The sequence below is a fragment of the Shewanella sp. 10N.286.45.A1 genome, assembly GCF_041470405.1.
GTDB lineage: Bacteria > Pseudomonadota > Gammaproteobacteria > Enterobacterales > Shewanellaceae > Shewanella.
Window position 1 is genome coordinate 1 of sequence record NZ_JBFRMK010000077.1, and the last position, 21,645, is coordinate 21,645.

20 protein-coding genes are annotated in these 21,645 nt (G+C 42.9%); 10 read left to right on the top strand and 10 right to left on the bottom strand.

The features are described 5' to 3' along the window. Positions 1-63: 63 nt before the first annotated feature. From AB4238_RS06850 to lptD, 7 genes are all read right to left on the bottom strand, one after another. Positions 64-2,085: a methyl-accepting chemotaxis protein gene (locus tag AB4238_RS06850; protein ID WP_372032422.1), complete on the bottom strand. Its 2,022-nt coding sequence runs from the start codon at positions 2,083-2,085 to the stop codon at positions 64-66. 93 nt (positions 2,086-2,178) lie between these two features. Next, the gene (locus AB4238_RS06855; protein WP_372032424.1) at positions 2,179-3,003 is read right to left on the bottom strand and encodes a symmetrical bis(5'-nucleosyl)-tetraphosphatase; all 825 of its coding nucleotides are present in this window, start codon (positions 3,001-3,003) and stop codon (positions 2,179-2,181) included. 15 nt (positions 3,004-3,018) lie between these two features. Continuing rightward, entirely contained in the window at positions 3,019-3,399 is a 381-nt protein-coding gene (gene apaG / locus AB4238_RS06860) for a Co2+/Mg2+ efflux protein ApaG (RefSeq protein ID WP_372032425.1), read from the bottom strand. 147 nt (positions 3,400-3,546) lie between these two features. Then, positions 3,547-4,356 carry a 16S rRNA (adenine(1518)-N(6)/adenine(1519)-N(6))-dimethyltransferase RsmA gene (gene rsmA / locus AB4238_RS06865; protein WP_372032427.1) on the bottom strand — a complete coding sequence of 270 codons (810 nt, stop codon included), beginning with the start codon at positions 4,354-4,356 and terminating at the stop codon, positions 3,547-3,549. A 14-nt stretch (positions 4,357-4,370) separates the two neighbouring features. After that, positions 4,371-5,354, bottom strand: coding sequence for a 4-hydroxythreonine-4-phosphate dehydrogenase PdxA (gene pdxA / locus AB4238_RS06870; protein ID WP_372032429.1), 984 nt, complete (start codon positions 5,352-5,354; stop codon positions 4,371-4,373). 5 nt (positions 5,355-5,359) lie between these two features. After that, positions 5,360-6,664, bottom strand: coding sequence for a peptidylprolyl isomerase SurA (gene surA / locus AB4238_RS06875; RefSeq protein WP_372032430.1), 1,305 nt, complete (start codon positions 6,662-6,664; stop codon positions 5,360-5,362). A 125-nt stretch (positions 6,665-6,789) separates the two neighbouring features. Then, complete coding sequence (lptD, locus tag AB4238_RS06880; protein ID WP_372032432.1) at positions 6,790-9,114, bottom strand: LPS assembly protein LptD; 2,325 nt, start codon at positions 9,112-9,114, stop codon at positions 6,790-6,792. Positions 9,115-9,270: 156 nt separating this feature from the next. Here lptD and AB4238_RS06885 point away from each other — a divergent pair, with 156 nt between their 5' ends. The 5 genes from AB4238_RS06885 to AB4238_RS06905 are packed head-to-tail and all read left to right on the top strand — an operon-like array spanning position 9,271 to position 13,341. Next, entirely contained in the window at positions 9,271-10,272 is a 1,002-nt protein-coding gene (locus AB4238_RS06885) for an aminoglycoside phosphotransferase family protein (RefSeq protein ID WP_372032433.1), read from the top strand. Beyond that, positions 10,269-10,952, top strand: coding sequence for an N-acetylmuramate alpha-1-phosphate uridylyltransferase MurU (gene murU, locus AB4238_RS06890; RefSeq protein ID WP_372032435.1), 684 nt, complete (start codon positions 10,269-10,271; stop codon positions 10,950-10,952). Before AB4238_RS06885 ends, murU begins: the two co-directional genes overlap by 4 nt. Next, positions 10,936-11,715, top strand: a complete 780-nt coding sequence (gene djlA / locus AB4238_RS06895) for a co-chaperone DjlA (RefSeq protein ID WP_371994559.1) — start codon at positions 10,936-10,938, stop codon at positions 11,713-11,715. Before murU ends, djlA begins: the two co-directional genes overlap by 17 nt. Before the next feature lie 40 nt (positions 11,716-11,755). Next, positions 11,756-12,367, top strand: a complete 612-nt coding sequence (locus tag AB4238_RS06900; RefSeq protein ID WP_371994558.1) for an outer membrane beta-barrel protein — start codon at positions 11,756-11,758, stop codon at positions 12,365-12,367. A gap of 17 nt (positions 12,368-12,384) precedes the next feature. After that, positions 12,385-13,341, top strand: coding sequence for a D-2-hydroxyacid dehydrogenase (locus tag AB4238_RS06905; RefSeq protein WP_372032437.1), 957 nt, complete (start codon positions 12,385-12,387; stop codon positions 13,339-13,341). Positions 13,342-13,420: 79 nt separating this feature from the next. Here AB4238_RS06905 and purT read toward each other — a convergent pair whose 3' ends face one another. Beyond that, the gene (gene purT / locus AB4238_RS06910) at positions 13,421-14,596 is read right to left on the bottom strand and encodes a formate-dependent phosphoribosylglycinamide formyltransferase (protein WP_372032438.1); all 1,176 of its coding nucleotides are present in this window, start codon (positions 14,594-14,596) and stop codon (positions 13,421-13,423) included. A gap of 542 nt (positions 14,597-15,138) precedes the next feature. Here purT and AB4238_RS06915 point away from each other — a divergent pair. The 5 genes from AB4238_RS06915 to AB4238_RS06935 all read left to right on the top strand — a co-directional run bounded on the left by AB4238_RS06915 (position 15,139) and on the right by AB4238_RS06935 (position 20,586). Next, the gene (locus tag AB4238_RS06915; RefSeq protein WP_372032440.1) at positions 15,139-15,540 is read left to right on the top strand and encodes a DUF3302 domain-containing protein; all 402 of its coding nucleotides are present in this window, start codon (positions 15,139-15,141) and stop codon (positions 15,538-15,540) included. 1 nt (position 15,541) lies between these two features. Further along, the gene (locus tag AB4238_RS06920) at positions 15,542-16,678 is read left to right on the top strand and encodes an HlyD family secretion protein (RefSeq protein ID WP_372032441.1); all 1,137 of its coding nucleotides are present in this window, start codon (positions 15,542-15,544) and stop codon (positions 16,676-16,678) included. Between the two features lie 81 nt (positions 16,679-16,759). Beyond that, positions 16,760-18,229, top strand: coding sequence for an AAA family ATPase (locus tag AB4238_RS06925; RefSeq protein WP_372032443.1), 1,470 nt, complete (start codon positions 16,760-16,762; stop codon positions 18,227-18,229). A gap of 124 nt (positions 18,230-18,353) precedes the next feature. Next, positions 18,354-19,889 (top strand): S10 family peptidase, encoded by a 1,536-nt coding sequence (locus AB4238_RS06930; protein WP_372032444.1) that lies wholly within the window; start codon positions 18,354-18,356, stop codon positions 19,887-19,889. Between the two features lie 82 nt (positions 19,890-19,971). After that, positions 19,972-20,586: a LysE family translocator gene (locus tag AB4238_RS06935; RefSeq protein WP_372032446.1), complete on the top strand. Its 615-nt coding sequence runs from the start codon at positions 19,972-19,974 to the stop codon at positions 20,584-20,586. 79 nt (positions 20,587-20,665) lie between these two features. Here AB4238_RS06935 and AB4238_RS06940 read toward each other — a convergent pair whose 3' ends face one another. After that, positions 20,666-20,986, bottom strand: a complete 321-nt coding sequence (locus AB4238_RS06940) for a DUF3144 domain-containing protein (RefSeq protein WP_220736991.1) — start codon at positions 20,984-20,986, stop codon at positions 20,666-20,668. Positions 20,987-21,244: 258 nt separating this feature from the next. Then, positions 21,245-21,592, bottom strand: coding sequence for a hypothetical protein (locus AB4238_RS06945; protein ID WP_372032447.1), 348 nt, complete (start codon positions 21,590-21,592; stop codon positions 21,245-21,247). Between the last annotated feature and the right edge of the window lie 53 nt (positions 21,593-21,645).

A 21,645-nucleotide genomic window follows, 5' to 3' on the forward strand; every position in this document is an offset into this window, starting at 1 on the left:
ACTGATCGGCATTAAGCAATATGCTCCCTTTAATTAATAAACTGTTTCTACAGCGTGAAGAGTTTAGACTTTAAACTCTTTTACAGACGCTTGTAGCTCCTCTGCAAGCTGTGCTACTTGATGGCTCGATTGCGCTGTTTGATCTGCGCCAGTCGATGTCTCTTCTGAAATCGCAGCGATATGTTCTAGCTTCTCTGAAACCTGTTGGCTAACTAAGTTCTGCTCTTGGGCTGCATGCGCAATGTGAGTACCCGAGTCATGAGCTAGGTGCACTGCATTACTAATACTTTCTAGCGCATTGTTAGCTTGCTCTGTTTTATCAACACATGAGCTTGCCTGTGAACGCCCAAGCTCCATAACGGCAACAGCCTCTTGAGTACCTTGTTGAAGTACTTCGATCATCTGCTGGATCTCTTGGGTTGAATCTTGAGTTCTAGAGGCTAGGCTACGTACTTCGTCAGCAACAACCGCAAAACCTCTACCTTGCTCTCCAGCTCGTGCTGCTTCGATAGCGGCATTAAGTGCTAGCAGGTTAGTTTGTTCTGCAATTGCTCTAATCACATCTAATATCGAGCCAATTGATGCACTATCAGCATGAACTTTATTGATCACCACTCCAGCTTTTGAAACCTCATCAGCTAGGGCAAGAATAGTGCGTTTGTTCTCATCAGCAATGAGGCGCATATGTCGACTTTCGTCATCCGCTGCTTTTATTTGGCTGAGGGCTTCATCTGCACTAGCGGTAACTTGTTGCGCACTTGAGCTCAGCTCGGTGGTTGCTGTAGCGACTTGATCAACCTGGCTCTTTTGCTCTTGGATACTGACTGTCGTTTGCGCGGTAATTGCAGATGTTTCTTCTGCGGCAGCGGCGAGTTGATCTGAGCGGTCTAGGATCCCTTGAATTAGAGAGCGTAGACTGTCGACCAGTTTATTACAGTTAGCTGAAAGCTTTGCAAATTCATCATGACCGCTATCATCAAGCTTATGGGTTAGATCGCCTGATGCCAGGACATTAAGAGCATGGTTTACCTTCTCTAAAGAACGAGTTAAAGGACGTACTACGGCAATACTGACTACAATAGCAACGACAATAGCAATAAGCACTAAGATAACGGTTTGCACGCTAGCGCTGTCGATATCTTTTATCGCTCGTTCACTGACCTCTTTTGAAATCGATTCGATGGTTGAAGTCAGAATAGCCATCTGCTTATTCACATCGCTTGCTTGTTTCTCGACGGAGCCTAGTAGTTGCGATGCTTTGCTATTGAGTTCAATCTCGCTTGCTTTCATCGAAATAAGGGAGTTGTTACCTTTAACGAGGTTAAATACTTTAGACGCTTCGGTATTGATTTCATCAATCAGCTCTTGCTCTATAACACCTTCCCAATGATTGGTTACATACTCGAGTCTGCTCTTGGTGTCGCTGACAATATAATCAAGTTCTTTTGAGATGGTATTAAATTTAGATTTCTCAGTGGTGCCGATTAAATCAAAGCTAGTGCTGACGATACCGCTTAGGCTTGAATCAAGAGTACTGGCTGTAGCTGCAATTTCTTGCTTAATGACATCTTCGCTAAGCTCAAAATCGATAAGATCTAGCAGTAGCGATGCACTGTCATCAACTGCAACTTCAACATCATCATATCTGTTTTTAATTCTTGCTTGAGTCAGCAGGGCACTCTCGTGAGTGCTAATCATATTTTCGCTTTGGTTTTTAAAGCTGTTGTAGCTATTTTTTAGCTTGTTAATGACTTGGCTAAAATCGCTTCTGTTACTGACTAACGCCGTAAGTTGGTTGAGTTCTTGTGAAAATGTGTTGCTCGCTGCTGTAAATTGAGACTTTATCGCTGGCACAGCATTGCTGTCTGGACTGTGGTAAGCCACTAATACTTTTTTCTCTTGCTTAGAGAGAGTGTGAGACAGGCGATTGCTAGATTCTAGAGCTGGTAAACTAAGATCTTGTAGTAGGGTAGTGCTAGTTTTGAGCTTACTATTGGTAAACCACGATGCGGCGCCTAAAACGATAAGTAGAAAGGTGACAAATGCGAAGCCTCCAATCACTCTAGTTGCTACATTTAATTTCATAGAAGCTCCATTTATTATTATTATATTATTCCAGATGAAAACACTACATTGGAAGGCACGCTATAAATTATATCGACCAATTTCGCAGATAGTTTAACTCTTTTTTAACCTATTTTGAGTTATTTTTTGATCTGACTCCGCATGCCATAAAGTCAGGTGCTCTCCCCAGCAACAACCAGTGTCTAGCGCTTGGAGTTTAGGTGAACTGACCTGTCCCATGATTGCTGCCCAGTGACCAAAGACTAACGTATGGGATGGGCGTAGTTTTGCTTTATGGGCAAACCAAGGTGATAACTGCGGGTTATTACATTGTTCTATTGGAAGTTTACAGTCAAAATCTAAACGTTCATCTGCGTAGATGTACCGCATTCTAGTTAGCGCATTTATGGTGTAGATTTTTTTATCGAGATCCGACAATTTATCATTCCAGCAATCAATAGAGTTGGTATACATTTTCGCGATTAAGTTCGTCAAATAGTCATCATGTTGCAGAGCGTCAGATACATGATTGGCCTGTTCTTTTAGGGTATGTAGATCCCAGTTTGGAGGAACGCCCGCATGAGTCATTATGATGTTTTGTTCGGTATGCTCTTGGTAAAGTGGTTGCAACCGTAACCAATCAATTAGTGTTCCAATTTCCTCTGAATGTAAGAGTTCATCTAGTTGATCTTTAGGGTTCGCTCGTTTCAATTTCCCGTGAACAGCAAGTAAGTGCAGGTCATGATTACCGAGTACTATTTTAGCAGAGCCAGATAATGCTTTAAGGTATTGCAGAGTTTGCAAAGAGCCTGAACCGCGAGCGACAAGGTCGCCAACTGTCCACAAACAATCAATTGATGGATTAAATGCCACTTTATCAAGAACTAGCTTTAGTTCGTCAAAGCATCCCTGAATATCACCTACAAAGTAATTTGCCATGTAAAGCGTTAACCCTTAATGAAGTAAACCTGGTACAGCAAGGCTAAATGCTGATATTGGTGCTTTAAACTCTTCGCCGTTACTCTTAATCATGCTGTAGTTGCCTTCCATTACTCCAAATGGCGTTTCTAGAACTGTTCCACTGGTGTATTGATAGGCGGTATTGGGTTTTATTGTTGGAGTTTCACCGACAACGCCGGCTCCTTGGACTTCACTTTTTTGTCCATTTGCATCTGTTATGCACCAGTAACGACTTTTTAAAGTGACATCTTGATCACCTAAGTTGATTATGGTGATGGTATAACTGAATAGATATTTCTCTTCATCTGGTGTCGATTGCGCTTCAATATATTCCGTCTTAACTTCTACTTTTATAGGGAATAAGCGTTGGTTCATCTGTAGCCTCAGTGATCAAAATCAAGAAAGTGTATCGATATACTAATGGGACTTTGAAGGAATAGATAGCAACGTTGGTGAGTGTAACTCAAAATAAAAGGGCAAATATATGCCCTTTATAAATACTTTAATGACTCGTGCTAACCGTTATTTAGCCTGCTTATCAATGAACAGGTTCGCCATAGCAACGTATTGCTGCACACTAATCTGCTCTGGTCGTAAGGTCGAGTCTATCTCAAGTTGTGCGAACTCATCGTCAGATAACATGTGCTTAAGGTTATTTCGCAATGTTTTACGACGCATATTAAATGCTGTTGTTGTTAAATGCCTTAAGACTTCAACATCCTTACATGGGAATGGTTTTGTCTTATATGGAACCAAACGTACAACTGCCGAGTCTACTTTTGGCGGAGGAGTGAAGCAGCCTGGTGGTACTTCTAGCACTGGCATGACTTGGCAGTGATACTGTGCCATGACGGTCAAGCGACCATAAGCTTTTGTCCCAGGGCTCGCAGATAGTCTCAGTACGACCTCTTTTTGCAACATAAAGTGCATGTTTTCGATGTACTGAGCAAACTCGAAAAGGTGAAACATGAGTGGCGTAGAGATATTGTATGGTAGGTTACCAAACACTTTCATCTGCATATCTTCACGTACAAGCTGCTTGAAATCAAAATTCAAGGCATCACCTTGGTGGATCTCTAGCTTATCTTTTAACGTTGGATGAGTTTTCAAGCGCTCAACCAAGTCTTTATCAAGTTCGACAACGGTTAACTTATCGATGCCACTAGCCACTGGCTCAGTAAGTGCAGCAAGGCCCGGACCAATTTCGACCATTACATGCTCATTGTCAGGCGAAATAGCGCCAACAATTCGATTAATCACATTCTCGTCAGTCAAAAAGTTTTGACCGAAACGTTTTCTAGCCGTGTGGCCTAAATGTACTTTATTACTCATGGGTTAACTTTTCACTAATTCTTTGCGGCCAAATCAATGGCTCTATTCAATGCACAGACAAAACTACCAATATCAGCGGAGCCAGTGCCTGCAAGCTCTAGGGCCGTACCGTGGTCGACCGATGTTCTTATGTAGGGTAATCCTAGAGTAATATTGACTGAACTGCCAAAACCTCTAGCTTTTAGTACTGGAAGGCCTTGATCGTGGTACATAGCGAGTACCACATCTGCATCTTCTAAGTATTTAGCTTGGAACAATGTGTCTGCGGGCAACGGACCGATAATATCCATATCTAGCGCTCTTAACTCTTCGAGTGCAGGGATAATCGTATCAATCTCTTCTCGGCCTAAATGACCATCTTCCCCAGCATGTGGGTTTAGGCCGCAGACATAAATCCTCGGTTTGGGAATGGCGAATTTCTCGACCAGATCCTTATGAAGAATTTTAACTATCTGATGTAAGCGATCGCGCGTAATGGCTTTTGATACATAAGCTAGCGGAATATGCGTTGTCACCAATGCAACCTGCAACCCCGGTGCTGCTAACATCATTACCACATCCTGACAGTTTGCTTGATTGGCAAAAAACTCGGTGTGGCCGCTAAATGGGATCCCAGCTTGGTTGATTATTCCTTTATGCACCGGGCCCGTTACTACGGCATCAAATTCGCCGACCATGTTTTTCTCTCCAGCGAAACGCAGAGTATCAACAACATAGTGGCTATTTTGTTCATCAAGTTTGCCGCATACCACTTCACTTTCTAAAGCAAAAGGTACAATTGTAAGCGTACCAGCTTCCTGCGCTTTAGGTGGTTGGTTTGGTTGGTAAGGGCGTAATTGAATAGCGAGACCGAGTTTCTTAGCTCGAGCTTGTAGCAATTCAGGATCAGCACAAACGACTAGCTCAGCAGGCCAAGCCTGCTGAGCTAGTTGAATCACTAAATCTGGTCCTATCCCCGCCGGTTCACCCGGCGTGATAGCGATTCGTTTAGTCGACAATATGGTTAACCTCGATTTGGTTCCGGCTCGAAAATATCAATAAATGCTTCTGCACGCATTTCATCTAACCAGTTCTGTAACTCTTCGTTAAATTTTCGACGATAGATCAACTGGTGAGCTCGGTTTGTATTAAACTGTTCGGTAGCATCCGTGGTGCGTCTTCCCTCAAGCTGTACAATATGCCAACCGTGAGTTGAACGGAATGGTTCACTGATCTCTCCCTGTTTTAGAGACAGCAATGCTTGCTTAAATGCAGGAACCCAAACGTTTGGATCAGCCCAGCCTAATTCACCACCTTTTACCGCTGAACCTGGATCTTCTGAGTACTGGCGTGCTAAGTCTTCGAACTTGGCATCGCCTGAGCGAATTTGAGCTAAGAATCTATCCATCATACCTTTTGCTCGTTCCTCTGAAAGGATCGGAGACGGTTTTAGCAGAATATGACGTGATTTAACCTCTTCGATCTCTTGGGTTTGTAAACCTCGAGCATCCATAATTTTCAGGATATGAAGCCCTGCACCACTCTTGATTGGTCCAATAACATCATTAACCTTGGCATCATTGACAACTTCAGCAAATAAAGTCGGCATTTCGTTGATGTTCATGTAATCCCAAATACCACCTTCTAGTGCTTTCGGGCCTGAAGAGGCTGCAATAGCAATGCTTCTAAAGTCATCACCATCTTTAAGGCGTTTTAGTACCGCATCAGCTCTTTTCGTCGATGCTTCAAGTTGAGCGCTGGTTGCATCACTTGGCACATCGATCAGGATGTGACCTATTTGAAATTCTACATCTTTAAGGCCTTGTTCATTAATAAGGCTGACGAGGTTGTTAATTTCTTGCGGTGAAACTTGAATACGACGTTGAACTTGAATACGTTGAATTTCCCCCAAAGTCACTTCTTCGCGTAACTGCTCGCGGTATTGGGCAAAAGAGGTTCCGTCACTTTCAATCTGAGCTCTCATATCCTCAACAGATATATTTTGTTCTTTTGCGATATTAGCAATGGTTTGATCTAATTGAAGATCGCCAATATGCAGCCCAATACGATCGGCCATCTGCATCTGTAGACGCGTAAGGATCAGACGTTCAATAACTTGAGTTCGCAGTGCAGTATCTGACGGGAGCTTCTGACCTGCGTTGGCAGCGTTTGCTTTAATGGTTTTAACCATACCAGCAACTTCACTTTCTAAAATGATGCCTTCATTTATTTGCACTGTGACTCGGTCTAACGGTTCAACCGCAGCGTGAACAACTTGGCTCATAGCCAATGTTAGTAAAGCAAAAATCAATCTGTTACAGCGTTTCATCCACAAAAATCCTTGGCATTTATGAGTGTCATTTGCGGTATTTGCATACCGTGTTAATGATTCTTTTGTCCTGCTTTGACTGCTTGTCTTCAGCTAGGTTCAGCATTTTAGCTAATTTTGTTTATCTAATTCTTCAAGTAAAGCGGTTTACGATAGTTAAATAGACCATCATCAAGCATATCTGAAACCCCTAAAGGACCCGAACCACCTAAGCCTTTTATCACGAAGTTTAAGTAAACACCGCTTTCAAATAGCTCTCGAGTATCATTGACTGGGTTGTCTTCGTCAACGTAATTGGTCTTAATTCGATAATGATAACTCAAACGTACGGCCCAGCAACATGATTCATATTGAAATCCTGTATAGGTTTCTACGCTGCGGCTCTCATTGAGATCATAATACCAGTTTCCAACAAGATATAAGTTGTCGTTAATTGGCCATGCACCTCTAAAGCCCGCTTGCTTAATATCGACCGACTCATTGGTATTGGTATTGAGTAAGTCGGGCACATAACGATAACTGGCCTGTAATAGCTTATTTTTCCCAGGGCGATAATCAACCGTTAATTCACTCTTCTTGTTTTCGCTCTCTTTTGCGTCGTATTGAATCGAGCCACTTAAGAACCAATCGGCATAGAGTTGGGTGCTGAGCTCAGCGGCGAGTGCGGAGTTCGAGGTATTCTCCTGAACAAATGTGTCGGCGCTGCCGTTGACATCATTGATGCCTACACGACTATCTTCCAAATATATAATTTGGCCTAAGCTGAATTTGAAAATCTCTTTGTTCTGTTCATCAAACAGTTTGGTGGTTAGACCTAAAGTAAACTGATTGGCATCAGCAATTCTATCTAAGCCTGAAAAACGACGTTCACGAAACAGGCCGTTATAATCTTCTTGTAACTGAGCTGTATCGTAAATACCAATGTTTGATTGGTCTTCATAGCCAACATAAAGGTACTGGAATTGTGGCTCTAAAGTCTGACGGTAATTAGTATCAAAGTAATCAGTAAAACGCTCGAAATTAATCTGACCATGAATTCGAACTTGCGGCAATGTACGATTCACAGTGTCATCAAGTGGTGAGTTTGCCAGATTTGAATTGTCATCTTGCCAATAGTTAGTTTGCAGCAGTTTAACTTCACTTGTTAGTGAACCTGCCGGACCATGGATCGGGTATGAGATGCTAGGCTCAACATGCACACGAGTGGCGGTTGAGTATTCACTGTCTTGATGAGAAAAGTTAGTAACTTCACTCATTAAGTTAATATCAAAGCCGTTCCAATATTCAGGCGCTCGATAGTTAAAGGTAAACTGCGGCATCACTTGGTAGGGCTTCTCTTCCTCCCCAAGTACTTTAATATCTTGCACGCGGCCGCTAATGTCCCAGTTTTCCTCAAAATAACTAATTTCGCCAATCCGGGTTAACTGATTATCCGTTGCACGTTGCACATCGGAATTAAGATCGTTGAAGTAGTTATTATCAGAAACATCGGTGTAGTTAGCTAATACGCGCCAATTTTTATCTATAGCTCCGCTATGTTCCCAATGATACAGGTAACGATTGGGACTGTTTGCTAACTTATCGTCATCAGGTAAAAATTCGAAGTTAAGTTGGCCTTGCTGCTTTTCACCCGCCAGATACCTAAACTCTGTCTTGGTGTATAAACCACGAGCAGACATATAGTTAGGTGTAAATGTAAGGTCAAACTCAGGTGCAATATTCCAATAATAAGGTACGGCGAACTCTACGCCGTTAGTGGTACTGGTACTAAACGATGGGAATAAAAAACCTGATTTTCGTTTATCTGATACTGGAATTGTCATGTATGGAATATACATAACCGGTACACCGCCAATTTTAAGCTTGGCATCCCAAATTTCTCCCCACTCCTCTGTGCTGTCAATTTTTATCTGCTCAGCTTCTAACAGCCAAGATGGGGAATCGGGAGGACAAGTGGTGAAATTGGTCTTTGAAAGCAGTAAATTATTCTCTTTAGTTATTTCTAGTTTGTTGGCATCGCCATGGATTTGTTGGCCGTGCAACCAATACTGAGCGCCGAGCAATGTGGCACTATTACTGCGCATTTTGGCAACTAAAGAATCTGCGGTAACGGTAAATTGTTCATCTTGAAATACCAAGTTACCGTTGGCGGCTAACTCTTCAGCTTCTTGATCTAAAATAGCCTCATCAGCAGAGATGTTACGTCCGCCTTGGCTAAAACTCACATCGCCGCTGAATTGGGCTTGTTTGCCCATTTGTGCTGTTGAGCTGTCAGAAATTATCGAGATACGTTGTAGATCTGCTGGGCTGTCTAAATCATACAGCGGCACATACGGTTTTACTGGAGGCTCAACAACACACTGCGAACTTTCAACAGTTGCAGTATTGGCGTCATTTGCCAAGACTAATTGGGGAAGCAGGCTCAAGGCCAGAAAATAACGGATCTGCATCTTAGGTCAATTAATTATGATTTCTTAGTCTGGACTATTGAAGAAGAGAAAAGTTGCACCCTTTCTTGGGCAACTCAGCCAAATAATTTGTTTCAATCGCTTAGCTGTTTCCATTTTGTCGTTATAATAAAGCAATTTCTTCTTAAGAGCCATGAGGTGCCCTTGTCAGATTCTAGATTTATTCAGTTAAATGCATGGCTAAAGCAATATTTTAGTTCAAATATCACCCCAGAGCTTATTTCGGGTGACGCAAGTTTCAGACGATACTTTCGGGTTATCGTTGATTCAGTTTCTTATATTGTAGTTGATTCGCCGCCAAAGCTGGTGCCGATAACGCCATTTATACAAATAGCTGAAAGTTATTCACGTGCAGGTATTGCTGTTCCTAAAGTGATTGCTTGCGATGTAGAGCAAGGGTTTATGCTGCTCAGTGATCTTGGTGATATCCAATTGTTATCGGTACTGACCGCGGGCAATTTGACGAACTACTATCAAAAAGCATTATTACTGCTAAACGATATTGCTCAAGTGACAACGACTGAACAGGGCGCACTGCCTATTTACGATGATAAATTTGTGCTGCGAGAGTTGAACATCTTTATCGAGTGGCTAGCAGTGCACCATCTTGGGTTAGCTATTGATGAAGTCGAGAGTTGCACTCAAGATGTATTCAGCATTCTAGTAGAGAATGTCAGACTGCAACCTAAAGTCGGCATGCATCGAGATTATCATAGCCGTAACATAATGCTGCAAGATAACGAGCTGAAGGTGATTGATTTCCAAGATGCGGTTATAGGACCTGTGACTTATGATGCAGTTTCACTATTGCGAGACTGCTACATTCGTTGGCCTGAGGAGAGTGTTGACCAACTCATGTTGGGCCATTATGAGCAAGCCATAGACGCTGGCCTGTTGTCTTCAAAGGTGAGCTTTGCACAATATCAGCGCTGGTTTGATCTCATGGGGCTACAGCGACACATTAAAGCCGCTGGGATCTTCGCTCGATTAAACTATCGAGATAACAAGCCCGCATATATGGCCGATATTCCGTTAACTCTGGAGTATATTCGTGATATTGCCAGTCGTTACGCCGAATTGGCTGAATTTAGTCAGTGGATTGCAAATGTCATCATTCCAGCAGTAAAGGCCAAACCATGAAAGCAATGATTTTAGCAGCTGGACGCGGAGAGAGACTGCGACCATTGACAGACCATTTACCAAAGCCATTAGTTGAAGTCGCTGGCAAGCCTCTTATTATTTACCACTTAGAAAAGCTCGCACAAGCGGGTTTTAAAGAGGTGGTGATCAACCATGCATGGCTAGGTCACAAGCTAGTTTCTATCCTAGGAGATGGCAGCAAATGGGGGCTGACTATCAGCTATAGCGAAGAAACCCACGCGTTGGAAACCGGTGGTGGGATAAAAAAGGCATTGAGCTTACTTGGGGATAAGCCATTTTTTGTTATTAATGGTGATGTCTTTATTGATACTCTGCCAAAAATTAATGCACTAAGCGAAGGGCTGTTGGCACATTTATGGCTGGTTGATAACCCTACACAACATCCCGCTGGCGATTTTGCATTAATAGAGGGTAGAGCCTCTGTACTTGGTGAGAGTAAGTTCACCTTTTCAGGCATGGGGGTTTATCATCCGGCTCTGTTTGGCAATATAGCTGAACAAGCCTTTGCACTCGCGCCATTACTACGAGCAGCGATGGATAATGGTAAGGTTTCCGCTGAACACTTTTCTCCATATTGGTGTGACGTCGGTACACTAGAACGTCTTGATAAAATTGAAAAACGAGAGCGAAAAAGGGTAAGTAATGCGAATTTGGGGTAAGGTTTTCGGTTTTATTATTGGTTATATGTTCGGCCGTCTAGGTGGAGCCATTTTTGGTTTGTGGCTTGGGCATATGTATGACCGCCGTCAAAGTGCTAGAGCGGGCTTAGGCACAAGCAGTAAGCGCCAAGCACTATTTTTTAATACCACATTTGCGGTCATGGGGCATGTAGCAAAAGCGTCTGGTCAGGTAACAGAAGTTGATATTCGCATTGCAAATGCGTTGATGGATCAAATGCGCCTCACTGGCGATGCAAGGGCTGATGCGCAGGCAGCATTTAGAGAAGGTAAAGAGAGTGACTTCGATATTCACGCCTGTTTGAAGACCTTTAGATTGATCTCTATGGGTCGTAAAGAGCTACTGCAGATGTTCTTAGAGATCCAAATTCAAACGGCACTGTCAGATGCGAAACTGGATCCTAAAGAACATACGATTTTATCTACCATTGCTAAAGAGCTAGGCTTTAGCCAGAAGCAGCTCGATGAACTGTTAGCTAGGTGGCAAGCTGAGTTCAATTTCCATCAACAGGGCGGAGCGGGTCATCAGACTTCCGTTGCCGATGCCTACGATGTGTTGGGGATGGAGGAATCGATGTCAGACCAAGATATTAAGCGTGGCTACCGTAAACTGATGAATGAACATCACCCCGACAAACTGGTTGCCAAAGGTTTGCCACCTGAAATGATGGAACTAGCAAAAACAAAAGCGCAGGATATTCAAGCCGCTTATGATAGGGTGAAAAGTGATAGAGGTATGCGTTAAGCCTTGAATTAGTGAAAGTAAAATAATAAAAGGAACTGTCATGAAAAAGAGTCTAGTACTTGCATTGATCGGATTATGCTCCTTACCTGCTACAGCTGAAGTCTACGTTGCCCCTTTTGGAGGTTATAGTTTCGGCGCCAGCGACTTTGATGTTTATAGCACTCAAGGTGAAGACAGTGGCACTGTAAAAGTGTCTGAATCTGAGAACTATGGCGTTATGCTCGGCTTTACTACAAAAGACCCTGGAAATGTTTACCTTCTTTATAGCCACCAATCGACTGACTTAAGGGCTAGCGGTAACTTCAGCCCAGATATCATCTCTAAAATGGATGTCGACTACTTTCACGTTGGTGGCAGCCTGTATTTCCCTGTGGAAAATGTAAAACCTTATGTGACTACAAGTCTTGGTTTGACCCAGCTACGCCCCAGTGGTGAATATTCTAATGAAACTCGTTTTTCAGTTGCATTAGGCGGAGGGGTCGAATATCAAGCGACTAACGCACTGTCATTATTTGCCGAAGTAAAAGGCTACGCGACTTTTATCAGCGCTGACAATCAACTCTTTTGCAGTGGCCAAGGTTGTATCTGGAATATTCAATCAGACATTATGTGGCAAGGCCAAGCGAATATTGGCGCAAGTCTTAAATTTTAAAAATGTGAGCGTGATAAATGCGAATAGTGGTATTAGATGGATATGCATTGAATCCTGGCGATCTAAGTTGGCAGCCTCTTGAAGACATTGGAGAGTTGGATTGTTTTGAGCGTACACCAGCACAAGATGTGTTGGCACGCAGCCAAGATGCTGAGGTATTGTTCACTAACAAAACAGTGCTTGATGCTAACACCCTAAAACAGCTTCCAAAACTTAAATATATAGGCGTACTCGCCACTGGGACCAACGTGGTTGATATCGATGCCGCTAAAGCACTAGGTATTGTGGTCACCAATGTTCCAGGTTACGGCCCTGATGCCGTTGCACAAATGGTATTTGCACATATCTTACATGCCACTCAGCAAGTCGCTCGTCACTCTGATGCTGTCATGCAAGGGAGGTGGTCATCAAGTGAGGATTTTTGTTTTACTCTATCGCCACTGCAATCACTTAAAGGCAAAACCTTAGGCTTAATCGGTTTTGGTGATATTGGCCGCACAGTTGCCCAAATAGCGTTAGCATTTGGTATGAAGGTGATGGTTAATACTCGACATTCCAGTCTTAAACTACCAATGGGATGCACTTGGGTAACGCAAGATGAGCTTTTCTCTGACGCTGATATCGTGTCACTGCATTGCCCATTAACAGCTGCTACTGACAAGTTCATTAATCAAGACGTGCTCAGCAAAATGAAACGTAGCGCAATGTTGATAAACACTGCTCGTGGCGGCTTAGTTGATGAAATGGCCTTGGCTGATGCTTTAGTACAACAGGAGATAGCTTTTTGTGGTGTCGATGTTTTATCGACAGAGCCACCTGAAGCAGACAATCCACTGCTATCAGCGCCAAATATTACTATTTCACCGCATAATGCTTGGGCGACCATTGAGGCAAGACAAAACCTGTTAAATATCGCCGTTGATAACCTGATTGCTTTTTTAGCAGGGAAGACAATTAACAGAGTTAACGAGTAGCATGATTGGCTGAAAAAAGGCTCTGTATCTCAGCAGAGATATAGAGCCTATTGTTAATCAACTACCTTTAGCAAAGCTGTTAAAGGATGACGTTAACTTTACTGGCAGAGGTCAATGCTTTGTCGACTGCTTTCTCGATACTGCTATCTCTGGCTAGTGCTACACCGAGTCGTCTGCTGCCATCAATCTCAGGTTTACCAAATAGTCTAATTTGAGTATTAGGCTCTACTAGCGCTTCAGCGACTCCCGAAAATTGAATGTTAGTCGATTGACCATTGGCTAAGATCACCGCTGATGCACTCGGACCATGTTGTACAATATTACTGATAGGCAAGCCTAAAATTGCCCGCACATGCAGTGCAAACTCAGATAAGTCTTGGCTAATCATAGTCACCATACCTGTGTCATGGGGACGAGGTGATACTTCTGAAAAGTAAACGTCATCACCTTTGATAAATAGTTCAACACCAAACAAGCCGTAGCCGCCAAGCGCATTAACCACTTTTTCACCGATATCCTGTGCCTTGGCTTTAACAACATCAGACATAATTTGTGGCTGCCATGATTCTCTATAATCACCGTCCTCTTGACGGTGACCAATAGCATCACAGAAATGAATGCCGTTTATAGCACTAATTGTTAGCAAGGTAATTTCGTAATCAAAAGCGATAAAGCCTTCAACAATAACGCGTCCACCGCCAGCCCTTCCACCTTCTTGAGCATACTGCCAAGCCGAGTCTATTTGAGCTTCATCTCGAACCATACTTTGCCCCTTGCCTGATGAACTCATTACCGGTTTTACCACACAAGGTAAGCCAATCTGGCTAATGGCTTTTTTAAATTCGTTTTCGGTATCGCAAAAGAAATAAGGCGAGGTTGGAATGGCGAGTGTTTCTGCTGCTAAACAGCGTATGCCTTCTCTATCCATAGTCAACTGAGTTGCTTTGGCTGTTGGAATTATATTTATCCCCTTGGCTTCTAGTTCAACCAATGCTTGGGTGGCGATAGCTTCAAGTTCAGGGATCACCAGATCAGGTTTTTCTAAGTTGATGACCTGCTCTAATGCCTCGGGATCTAGCATGTTAATTACATGGCTACGATGCGCAATCTGCATTGCCGGCGCATTTGGGTAACGATCAACAGCGATAATTTCAATACCAAAGCGTTGCAGTTCAATGGCAACTTCCTTACCTAACTCTCCACACCCAAGCAGCATAGCGCGCTTAGCGTTTTGGCTTAATGCAGTACCTATCATCTTTTTTACCTTTGTTAAAATTGTAGGGATACTCTCCTTGCTGCAATGTAAGCAACATAGGGGCACTATTTATTATTGGTTTTAGTCTACCTTGCCATTAGAGCTCGCAATGTAGCATTAATGATAAACGTGCGGCAGATCACGCTGTTTTAGAAAAACACTCTATGCTTATATAATGTTTTAATTCAAAAAAACATAGCTTTGTAGATGGTTTGTTGCCAAGATGTTTGTATAGAATTGACAGTAATATACCCGTTCTACCTAAAGATGCAGGATTCAGTGGGAATTTAATGGACTTTAATCACGGCATTGATTGCCACGAATGGTCATTCCCTTGGTAAAATCAATAACACTGAGTAAAGTCCATTAAAGCCCATCGAAGAAGGCATTGTGCCAGCACACTTCGTTGTTGCACTAATTTAAAAGGGAATAACCATTTCTACATTAATGCGCCTAGAATTGAACTGGCACAATACCTCTGAAACGAGCACCTTCAAGTAAAACGGGTATAAGTGTAATCAAAACAAATTAAGGAGAGCCCTGTGTTTTTAGATTACTTTGCGTTAGGCATCATATTTTTTGTCGCCATTTTTATTTTTTACGGCGTAATAGCAATACACGATATTCCTTATGAAATTGCTAAGAAGCGAAATCATCCGCAGCAAGATGCTCTGCATGTTGCCGGCTGGGTGAGCTTATTCACACTCCATGCTATATGGCCCTTTTTATGGATTTGGGCCACGCTCTATCGCGAAGACCGAGGTTGGGGTTTCAGCCAAGTGGTTGAGAAAGAACAGATATTGGAGAGTGATGTTAAAGGCCTGACGGAAACGGTTAGAAAACTGGAGCAAAGATTAGCTGCAGTAGAAGGTATCAATGCTACCGCTGAGTTGAGCGAACCTGTCGTAGATACGACTAATATCACGCCAGAGGGGAAAGTGTAATATGGATTTACTACTGATTCTAACCTACACCGCTGTGTGCATTGCTATATTTAAAATATTTAAAATTCCGCTAACAAAATGGACAGTACCCACTGCTATATTGGGCGGTATTTTTATTGTCGGCGCTTTGATTTTATTAATGAACTATAACCATCCTTATACCCCGTTCGCTAAGGATGTATTTGTCACTACCCCAATAAACCCCTTAGTTAGAGGTGTGGTTGTTTCTGTTGAAGTAGAGCCTAATACTCCTATTAAAAAGGGCGATGTTCTCTTTAAATTGGATGCAACCGGTTACGCTGCGATTGTGAAGCAAAAGCGGGCAGCATTGGTTGCTGCCGAACTCGAAGTTCCTCAGTTGGAGGCTGCTTGGGAAACCGCTAAGGCCGCAGTAACGAGAGCAGAGGCTGATAGAGATCGAACCAAGTCTGCGTTTGACCGTTATGAAAAAGGCCGTAAACGAGGTGGCGCTAACTCGCCATTTACAGAGTTAGAGCTGGACAACAAACGTCAGCTCTATTTAGCCTCGCAAGCGCAACTAACAGCAGCGCATGCTGAGGAATTACGTGTAAAGTTGGCATACGAGTCTAACGTTGACGGGGTGAACACTAAAGTCGCAGGAATTCAGGGGGAGCTTGAAAAAGCGTTGTTTGACCTTGAGCAAACCGTGGTACGAGCACCCGCTGATGGCATGGTAACACAGATGGCATTGCGCCCAGGTATTGTAGCGGTTCCTATGCCGTTAAGATCACTGTTGAGCTTTATTCCAGATGAAGACCGGACATTTGCTGGTGCATTTTGGCAGAACTCGCTATTAAGGCTTAAAAAGGGAGATGAAGCTGAAGTTATTTTAGATGGAGCGCCAGGAGTAGTATTTAAAGGAAAAGTCGCTCAAGTTCTACCTGCTATGGCTGAAGGTGAGATCCAGTCTGGCGGTCGACTCATTACCGCTAACGTCATGATGATGCGCGGACGTTCTATTGTCGTGATTGATCTCGAAGATAAAGATATCTTGACTCAATTCCCCGCGGGGGTCTCAGGACATATCGCGATCTATACCGAACATTTTGCTCATGTGGCAATTATGCGTAAAGTCTTATTGAGAATGCAGGGTTGGCTCAACTACCTATTCCACTAAGAGTTGTGTCGTTGAGTTTGATAAAGGGACCTTTTAGGTCCCTTTATTGTTAGTGAAATTTGATAATGAAGGCTGTAAAACATGCAAGATATAAGGGATTTAACTGCGATTTTACGTTCCAACACTCCCATCGTGATTATCGAAACCTATGAAGAGTATCGAGTTCTAGATTTACTAAAAAGGGTGTCACAAGTTTTATATCAACCATTATTTAGCTGGAGCATCACTAAAGGCTTATCTCGGGTAGATAAACAGCTAGGTTTGCAAAAGTTTAACAGTGAACCTGCCGATATATTAGGGCAGATAAAATCTACGCCTCAGGGAGGAATTTATGCCCTTTGCGATTTTCATCCTTTTGTCATTGATGAGCCCAAAAATACCCGTTTACTAAAAGAGATAGCGCTAGAGTATGAATCGTTAAAGCACACTATTATTTTGATTAGTCATGCTTTTGATATACCTCCAGAAATCAAACGTTATTGTGCCCATTTTAGATTATCGCTGCCAAACAGTACTCAGCTTCTTAATATTATTCAGCAGCAAGTCAGGCAAGCCAACCAGCAAGGCTTGAGCATTGAAGTAGATGAATCGGCAGCCTTAAGGCTCGCAGGTAATCTTCGGGGAGTCACATTTGATGACGCGCGCCGCCTAGCCCATAAGGCGATTGTTGATGATGGAGCGATTACTCATTCTGATATAGATCTGGTTAATCGAGGCAAGTTTGAACTGCTTAATATGGATGGAGTGTTGCAGTTTGAATATGACACTAGCGATTTTACGCAAGTTGCTGGTTTACATAATCTCAAGCAGTGGCTGCAGCATCGCAAACCGCAATTAGAACAATCGGGGAGCATCGAAAGCCCCAAAGGTATTTTGCTACTCGGAGTGCAAGGAAGTGGTAAAAGCTTGGCGGCGAAGGCGGTTGCAGGGTTATGGCAAAGGCCGTTACTAAAGCTTGATATGGCGGCGTTGTATAACAAGTATATTGGTGAGACGGAGAAGAATCTACGTCAAGCATTAACGCTGGCCGATTTGATGTCTCCCTGTGTATTGTGGATTGATGAAATAGAGAAAGGCTTAAGCAGCGGTAGTAGTGATGATGGTACTTCAAAGCGTATTTTAGGCACGGTACTGACCTGGATGGCGGAGCGTGAGTCTGAGGTATTTCTAGTCGCGACCGCTAATGACATCAGCGCACTGCCTCCAGAGCTTATGCGAAAAGGGCGTATGGATGAGATCTTTTTTGTTGATCTGCCTGATGATGAGATCCGTCGAGCAATATTTCTTATCCATGGCAATAAGCGCGGATTGGATATGAGCCTCTTTGATCTCGCAGCGCTTTCATCGGCGAGTGATGGGTTCTCCGGCGCTGAAATAGAGCAAGCGGTAATATCGGCGACATATACAGCTAGAGCGACTAACCAAGTTGTGGATCAACAACTGCTTCTAGCTGAGTTACTTAATACTCGGCCATTGTCGGTAGTTATGAGAGAAAATTTAGTGGAATTACGCCAATGGGCGAAGGAGCGAACCGTTAACGCACATCGATAATAGTTAGTGGAGCCTCTGCCTGAAAGATCTGTTTGCAATTGATACTTTGCGCTGTTGTATAAGAGTTTGTAAGCTGGTCGCTTAAAATAACAATAAGTACTGTGAACAGTATTAAAGGACGAGAATGCTTCTTTTCACCAATATAAAAACTAGTGCTAAGCGAGCCATTACGGTTGGCTTTATTTTGTTCTCCACACTCTCTGTTTGGAGTGTTACCGCAGCTGAAAGTCCATCTGCAGTGGCTGAAGTTGAGCCTGAAGTTGTCGTGACTGAGCATAAAGCACGGATAAATGATAACAAAATTAACTACCAAGCAATTGCGGGCGAAACAATTTTAGAAGATAGCAAAGGCTTGCCATTAGCGAGTATTTTTTCAATCAGTTATCTACGTACCGATGTTAAAAACAGTGATAAACGGCCTGTTACATTTGTCTTCAATGGTGGCCCAGGCTCAGCATCACTTTGGTTGCACATGGGGCTTTTTGGTCCTAAGCGTGTAGTGGTTCCTGGCGATGCAACTGATGATGGCGCAGCACCTTACCCATTAATTGAAAACAAATACTCAATATTAGATGAATCAGATTTAGTCTTTATAGATCCTGTCGGTACTGGCTTTAGCCGAGCGTTAGGGGAGAATAAAGGTGCAGATTTTTGGGGCGTGACTGAAGATGCAAAATCTATTGCGGAGTTTATGCGTCGCTGGTTGATCGAACACGGACGTTGGAACTCTCCTAAATATCTAGCGGGTGAAAGCTACGGTACCACTCGAGCAGCGGCACTCGTGGACGAGTTGCAAGGCGGTTGGACTGATATCTCAATTAATGGTGTGATGTTGATATCATCTATTCTTGATTTTAGTCACGCGCGTTATCAGCCGGGTAACAACCAACCTTACATTGGTTTTTTACCCACTATGGCAGCAACGGCCTTTTATCATGACAAAGTCAGTGCAGCAGATAAAGCCTTGGGCTTAGAGGCTTTTATTGAAGCCTCTCGTCAATTTGCAATTAAAGATTATGCGCTGGCATTGTTGCAAGGTAATCGACTTGACGCAGCAACTTACCAAGCAACCCGTAAACAATTAGCGCGTTTTACTGGCTTGTCTGAATTCTATTTAGACAGGGTTAATTTGCGGGTCAGTGCAAGTCGATACACAAAGCAGTTGCTGCGAGATCAAGATTTGACTGTTGGTCGCTTAGATAGCCGTTACAAAGGTGTCGATTATGATAGTGGTGGTGAGCGAAATGATAATGATCCATCGGGCTACGGTATTGATGGCGCATATACAGCTGCAATACATGACTATGTCTATAAAGATTTAGGGATTAAAATGACTCGCCCATTTAACGTACTCTCTTATGAGGTAAATCGGGGATGGAACTGGAATGTCAACGGTAAGCAAATGCACTATGTAAACGTTGCGCCTATGCTAGGGCGAGCACAGCGAGAGAATAAAGATCTTAGAATATTTGTTGCGAACGGTTATTTTGATTTTGCGACTCCCTTTTTCGCAACTGAAAATACCTTTGCCGATAATGGAATCGACAATCGCAGAGTATCAATGCACTACTATGCAGCAGGGCATATGATGTATGTTGAACCTGATTCTTTAGCGCAATTAGCTACAGATATTAGAGCATTTTATCACCCTGAAAAGTAATAGAGAATGGCGATAACCTTAGTTGAAAAGATGAGCCCTTAGGGGCTCTTTATTTAAATCACGTAGTAAAAGGTAAAGGGAAATGAGTTTTAGTGCATGGCTAGGATTGCTAGCTATCTGTTGTTTAGGCGCTATGTCTCCAGGGCCTAGTTTAGCCATGGTTGTAAGGCATACTTTAGGTGGTGGAAGAGGCAAAGGGATTATTTGTGCTTGGGCTCATTCTATCGGTATTGGCGTTTATGCGTTAGTGACTTTACTGGGGCTTGCTGTAGTGCTCAAGCAGGCTCCGATGGTATTTAATGGTATTGCGATTATAGGTGCATTGTATTTAGCCTATATGGGCGTGCAAGCTTTACGTTCTAAAGGTGGTATGTCAGACAAATTGGCCGCGGGTAAATCAACAGATGCATTGACTGCTGCTCGTGATGGTTTGGCTATCTCACTGTTTAACCCAAAAATTATGCTGTTCTTCTTGGCGCTTTTTAGTCAGTTTGTCATGGTCGCCGATAACATGACTGCAAAAGGGTTGATTGTGTTGACTCCTCTACTGGTGGATGGCCTTTGGTATACTGTTATTGCACTGGTTTTATCACACTCAGCAGTGTTGCCAAAACTACGAGAGAAAGCGGCATTGATTGATAAACTGTCTGGGGTTGTACTGATTTTATTAGCCTTGAGAGTGCTATTTACCTTGTAAATGCCCCAAAGAATGTATGTTTACGTAATAAAAAAGCCATCAGCAATGATGGCTTTTTTGTGCAGCTTTTAGCTATTCATTAAGAGTTGAATACTTGCACAGAGTCATCTTTAGCTGGCTCTTCAGCTTTTGGCTGTGATGGATTCTTAATATGATCTTCAAGATTGTCTTTCAACATCTCTTTATATTCGTTACTAAACCACTCAAGTGCATTATCTTTTTCAGCGGCAAGATCAGCTGATTTTAATGATGCTTCAAACGCATTAAAACGAGCAGCAGCAAAACGCATGCCTGTGCCGACTTTACCGACATCTTGCTCTTTTGCTGAAAGTTCGTTGGCCAATGCGATGAATTGATCGGCTATTTCAAAAATGGTGGTTTCTTTTTTAGCTTCTGACATTCTGCTTATGCTCTTAATGATTGAGATTTAGATGACTGATTCTATCTTAAATTAGCAGCTAATAAACCATTGATATCAACTATTGGGATCTGAATCGGTAATAACGCTGCCATCACGAGAGTCGTAATAGATAGACAAAGTTTGGTCTGGCAGCAGATAAAAGAAACACTGATCTGGACCTTGATAAGCGGCGCGATAAATTGCATCGGGCGTATTCGCAGAGTTTGATACTATGGGAGCATCTTCGAGTACAGTGCGCTAAACAGACATGCAGTCATTGGTATTATTTAGTCGCGGGCTGCTCTCAAAAGGGGGATAATTTTGCGCAGGAAAACCCCATAGGTTGATATCTAGTTGGCCCGATGCCCCACCGCCAAACACTTGTAAATTATCAGCAGGTCCTGAGTTTCCTGCTGCAGCCCATTTGACATTGGCTAAGGTTATTCCGCCTTTAAAGGCAACACCGGTCGCTTGATGGGTCGCTATCGCCGCATCTTCTCTTAAGTTGATAAACTTGGGAAAAGCGATAACGGCAAGAATAGCGAGAATGATAATAACAACAAGTTCAATTAACGTGAGCCCCAGTTGGCCTGATTTGTTGGTCATGAATAGATCCATTATTCAGAGTGTCTGAATTGAGCTTAACTTAACTTAACTTA

Bases quoted from the DNA above. Each gene is read 5' to 3' on its own strand.
- AB4238_RS06850 (WP_372032422.1), bottom strand. From the start codon at position 2,085: ATGAAATTAAATGTAGCAACTAGAGTGATTGGAGGCTTCGCATTTGTC.
- AB4238_RS06855 (WP_372032424.1), bottom strand. From the start codon at position 3,003: ATGGCAAATTACTTTGTAGGTGATATTCAGGGATGCTTTGACGAACTA.
- apaG (WP_372032425.1), bottom strand. From the start codon at position 3,399: ATGAACCAACGCTTATTCCCTATAAAAGTAGAAGTTAAGACGGAATAT.
- rsmA (WP_372032427.1), bottom strand. From the start codon at position 4,356: ATGAGTAATAAAGTACATTTAGGCCACACGGCTAGAAAACGTTTCGGT.
- surA (WP_372032430.1), bottom strand. From the start codon at position 6,664: ATGAAACGCTGTAACAGATTGATTTTTGCTTTACTAACATTGGCTATG.
- lptD (WP_372032432.1), bottom strand. From the start codon at position 9,114: ATGCAGATCCGTTATTTTCTGGCCTTGAGCCTGCTTCCCCAATTAGTC.
- murU (WP_372032435.1), top strand. From the start codon at position 10,269: ATGAAAGCAATGATTTTAGCAGCTGGACGCGGAGAGAGACTGCGACCA.
- djlA (WP_371994559.1), top strand. From the start codon at position 10,936: ATGCGAATTTGGGGTAAGGTTTTCGGTTTTATTATTGGTTATATGTTC.
- AB4238_RS06900 (WP_371994558.1), top strand. From the start codon at position 11,756: ATGAAAAAGAGTCTAGTACTTGCATTGATCGGATTATGCTCCTTACCT.
- AB4238_RS06905 (WP_372032437.1), top strand. From the start codon at position 12,385: ATGCGAATAGTGGTATTAGATGGATATGCATTGAATCCTGGCGATCTA.
- purT (WP_372032438.1), bottom strand. From the start codon at position 14,596: ATGATAGGTACTGCATTAAGCCAAAACGCTAAGCGCGCTATGCTGCTT.
- AB4238_RS06920 (WP_372032441.1), top strand. From the start codon at position 15,542: ATGGATTTACTACTGATTCTAACCTACACCGCTGTGTGCATTGCTATA.
- AB4238_RS06925 (WP_372032443.1), top strand. From the start codon at position 16,760: ATGCAAGATATAAGGGATTTAACTGCGATTTTACGTTCCAACACTCCC.
- AB4238_RS06930 (WP_372032444.1), top strand. From the start codon at position 18,354: ATGCTTCTTTTCACCAATATAAAAACTAGTGCTAAGCGAGCCATTACG.
- AB4238_RS06935 (WP_372032446.1), top strand. From the start codon at position 19,972: ATGAGTTTTAGTGCATGGCTAGGATTGCTAGCTATCTGTTGTTTAGGC.
- AB4238_RS06940 (WP_220736991.1), bottom strand. From the start codon at position 20,986: ATGTCAGAAGCTAAAAAAGAAACCACCATTTTTGAAATAGCCGATCAA.
- AB4238_RS06945 (WP_372032447.1), bottom strand. From the start codon at position 21,592: ATGACCAACAAATCAGGCCAACTGGGGCTCACGTTAATTGAACTTGTT.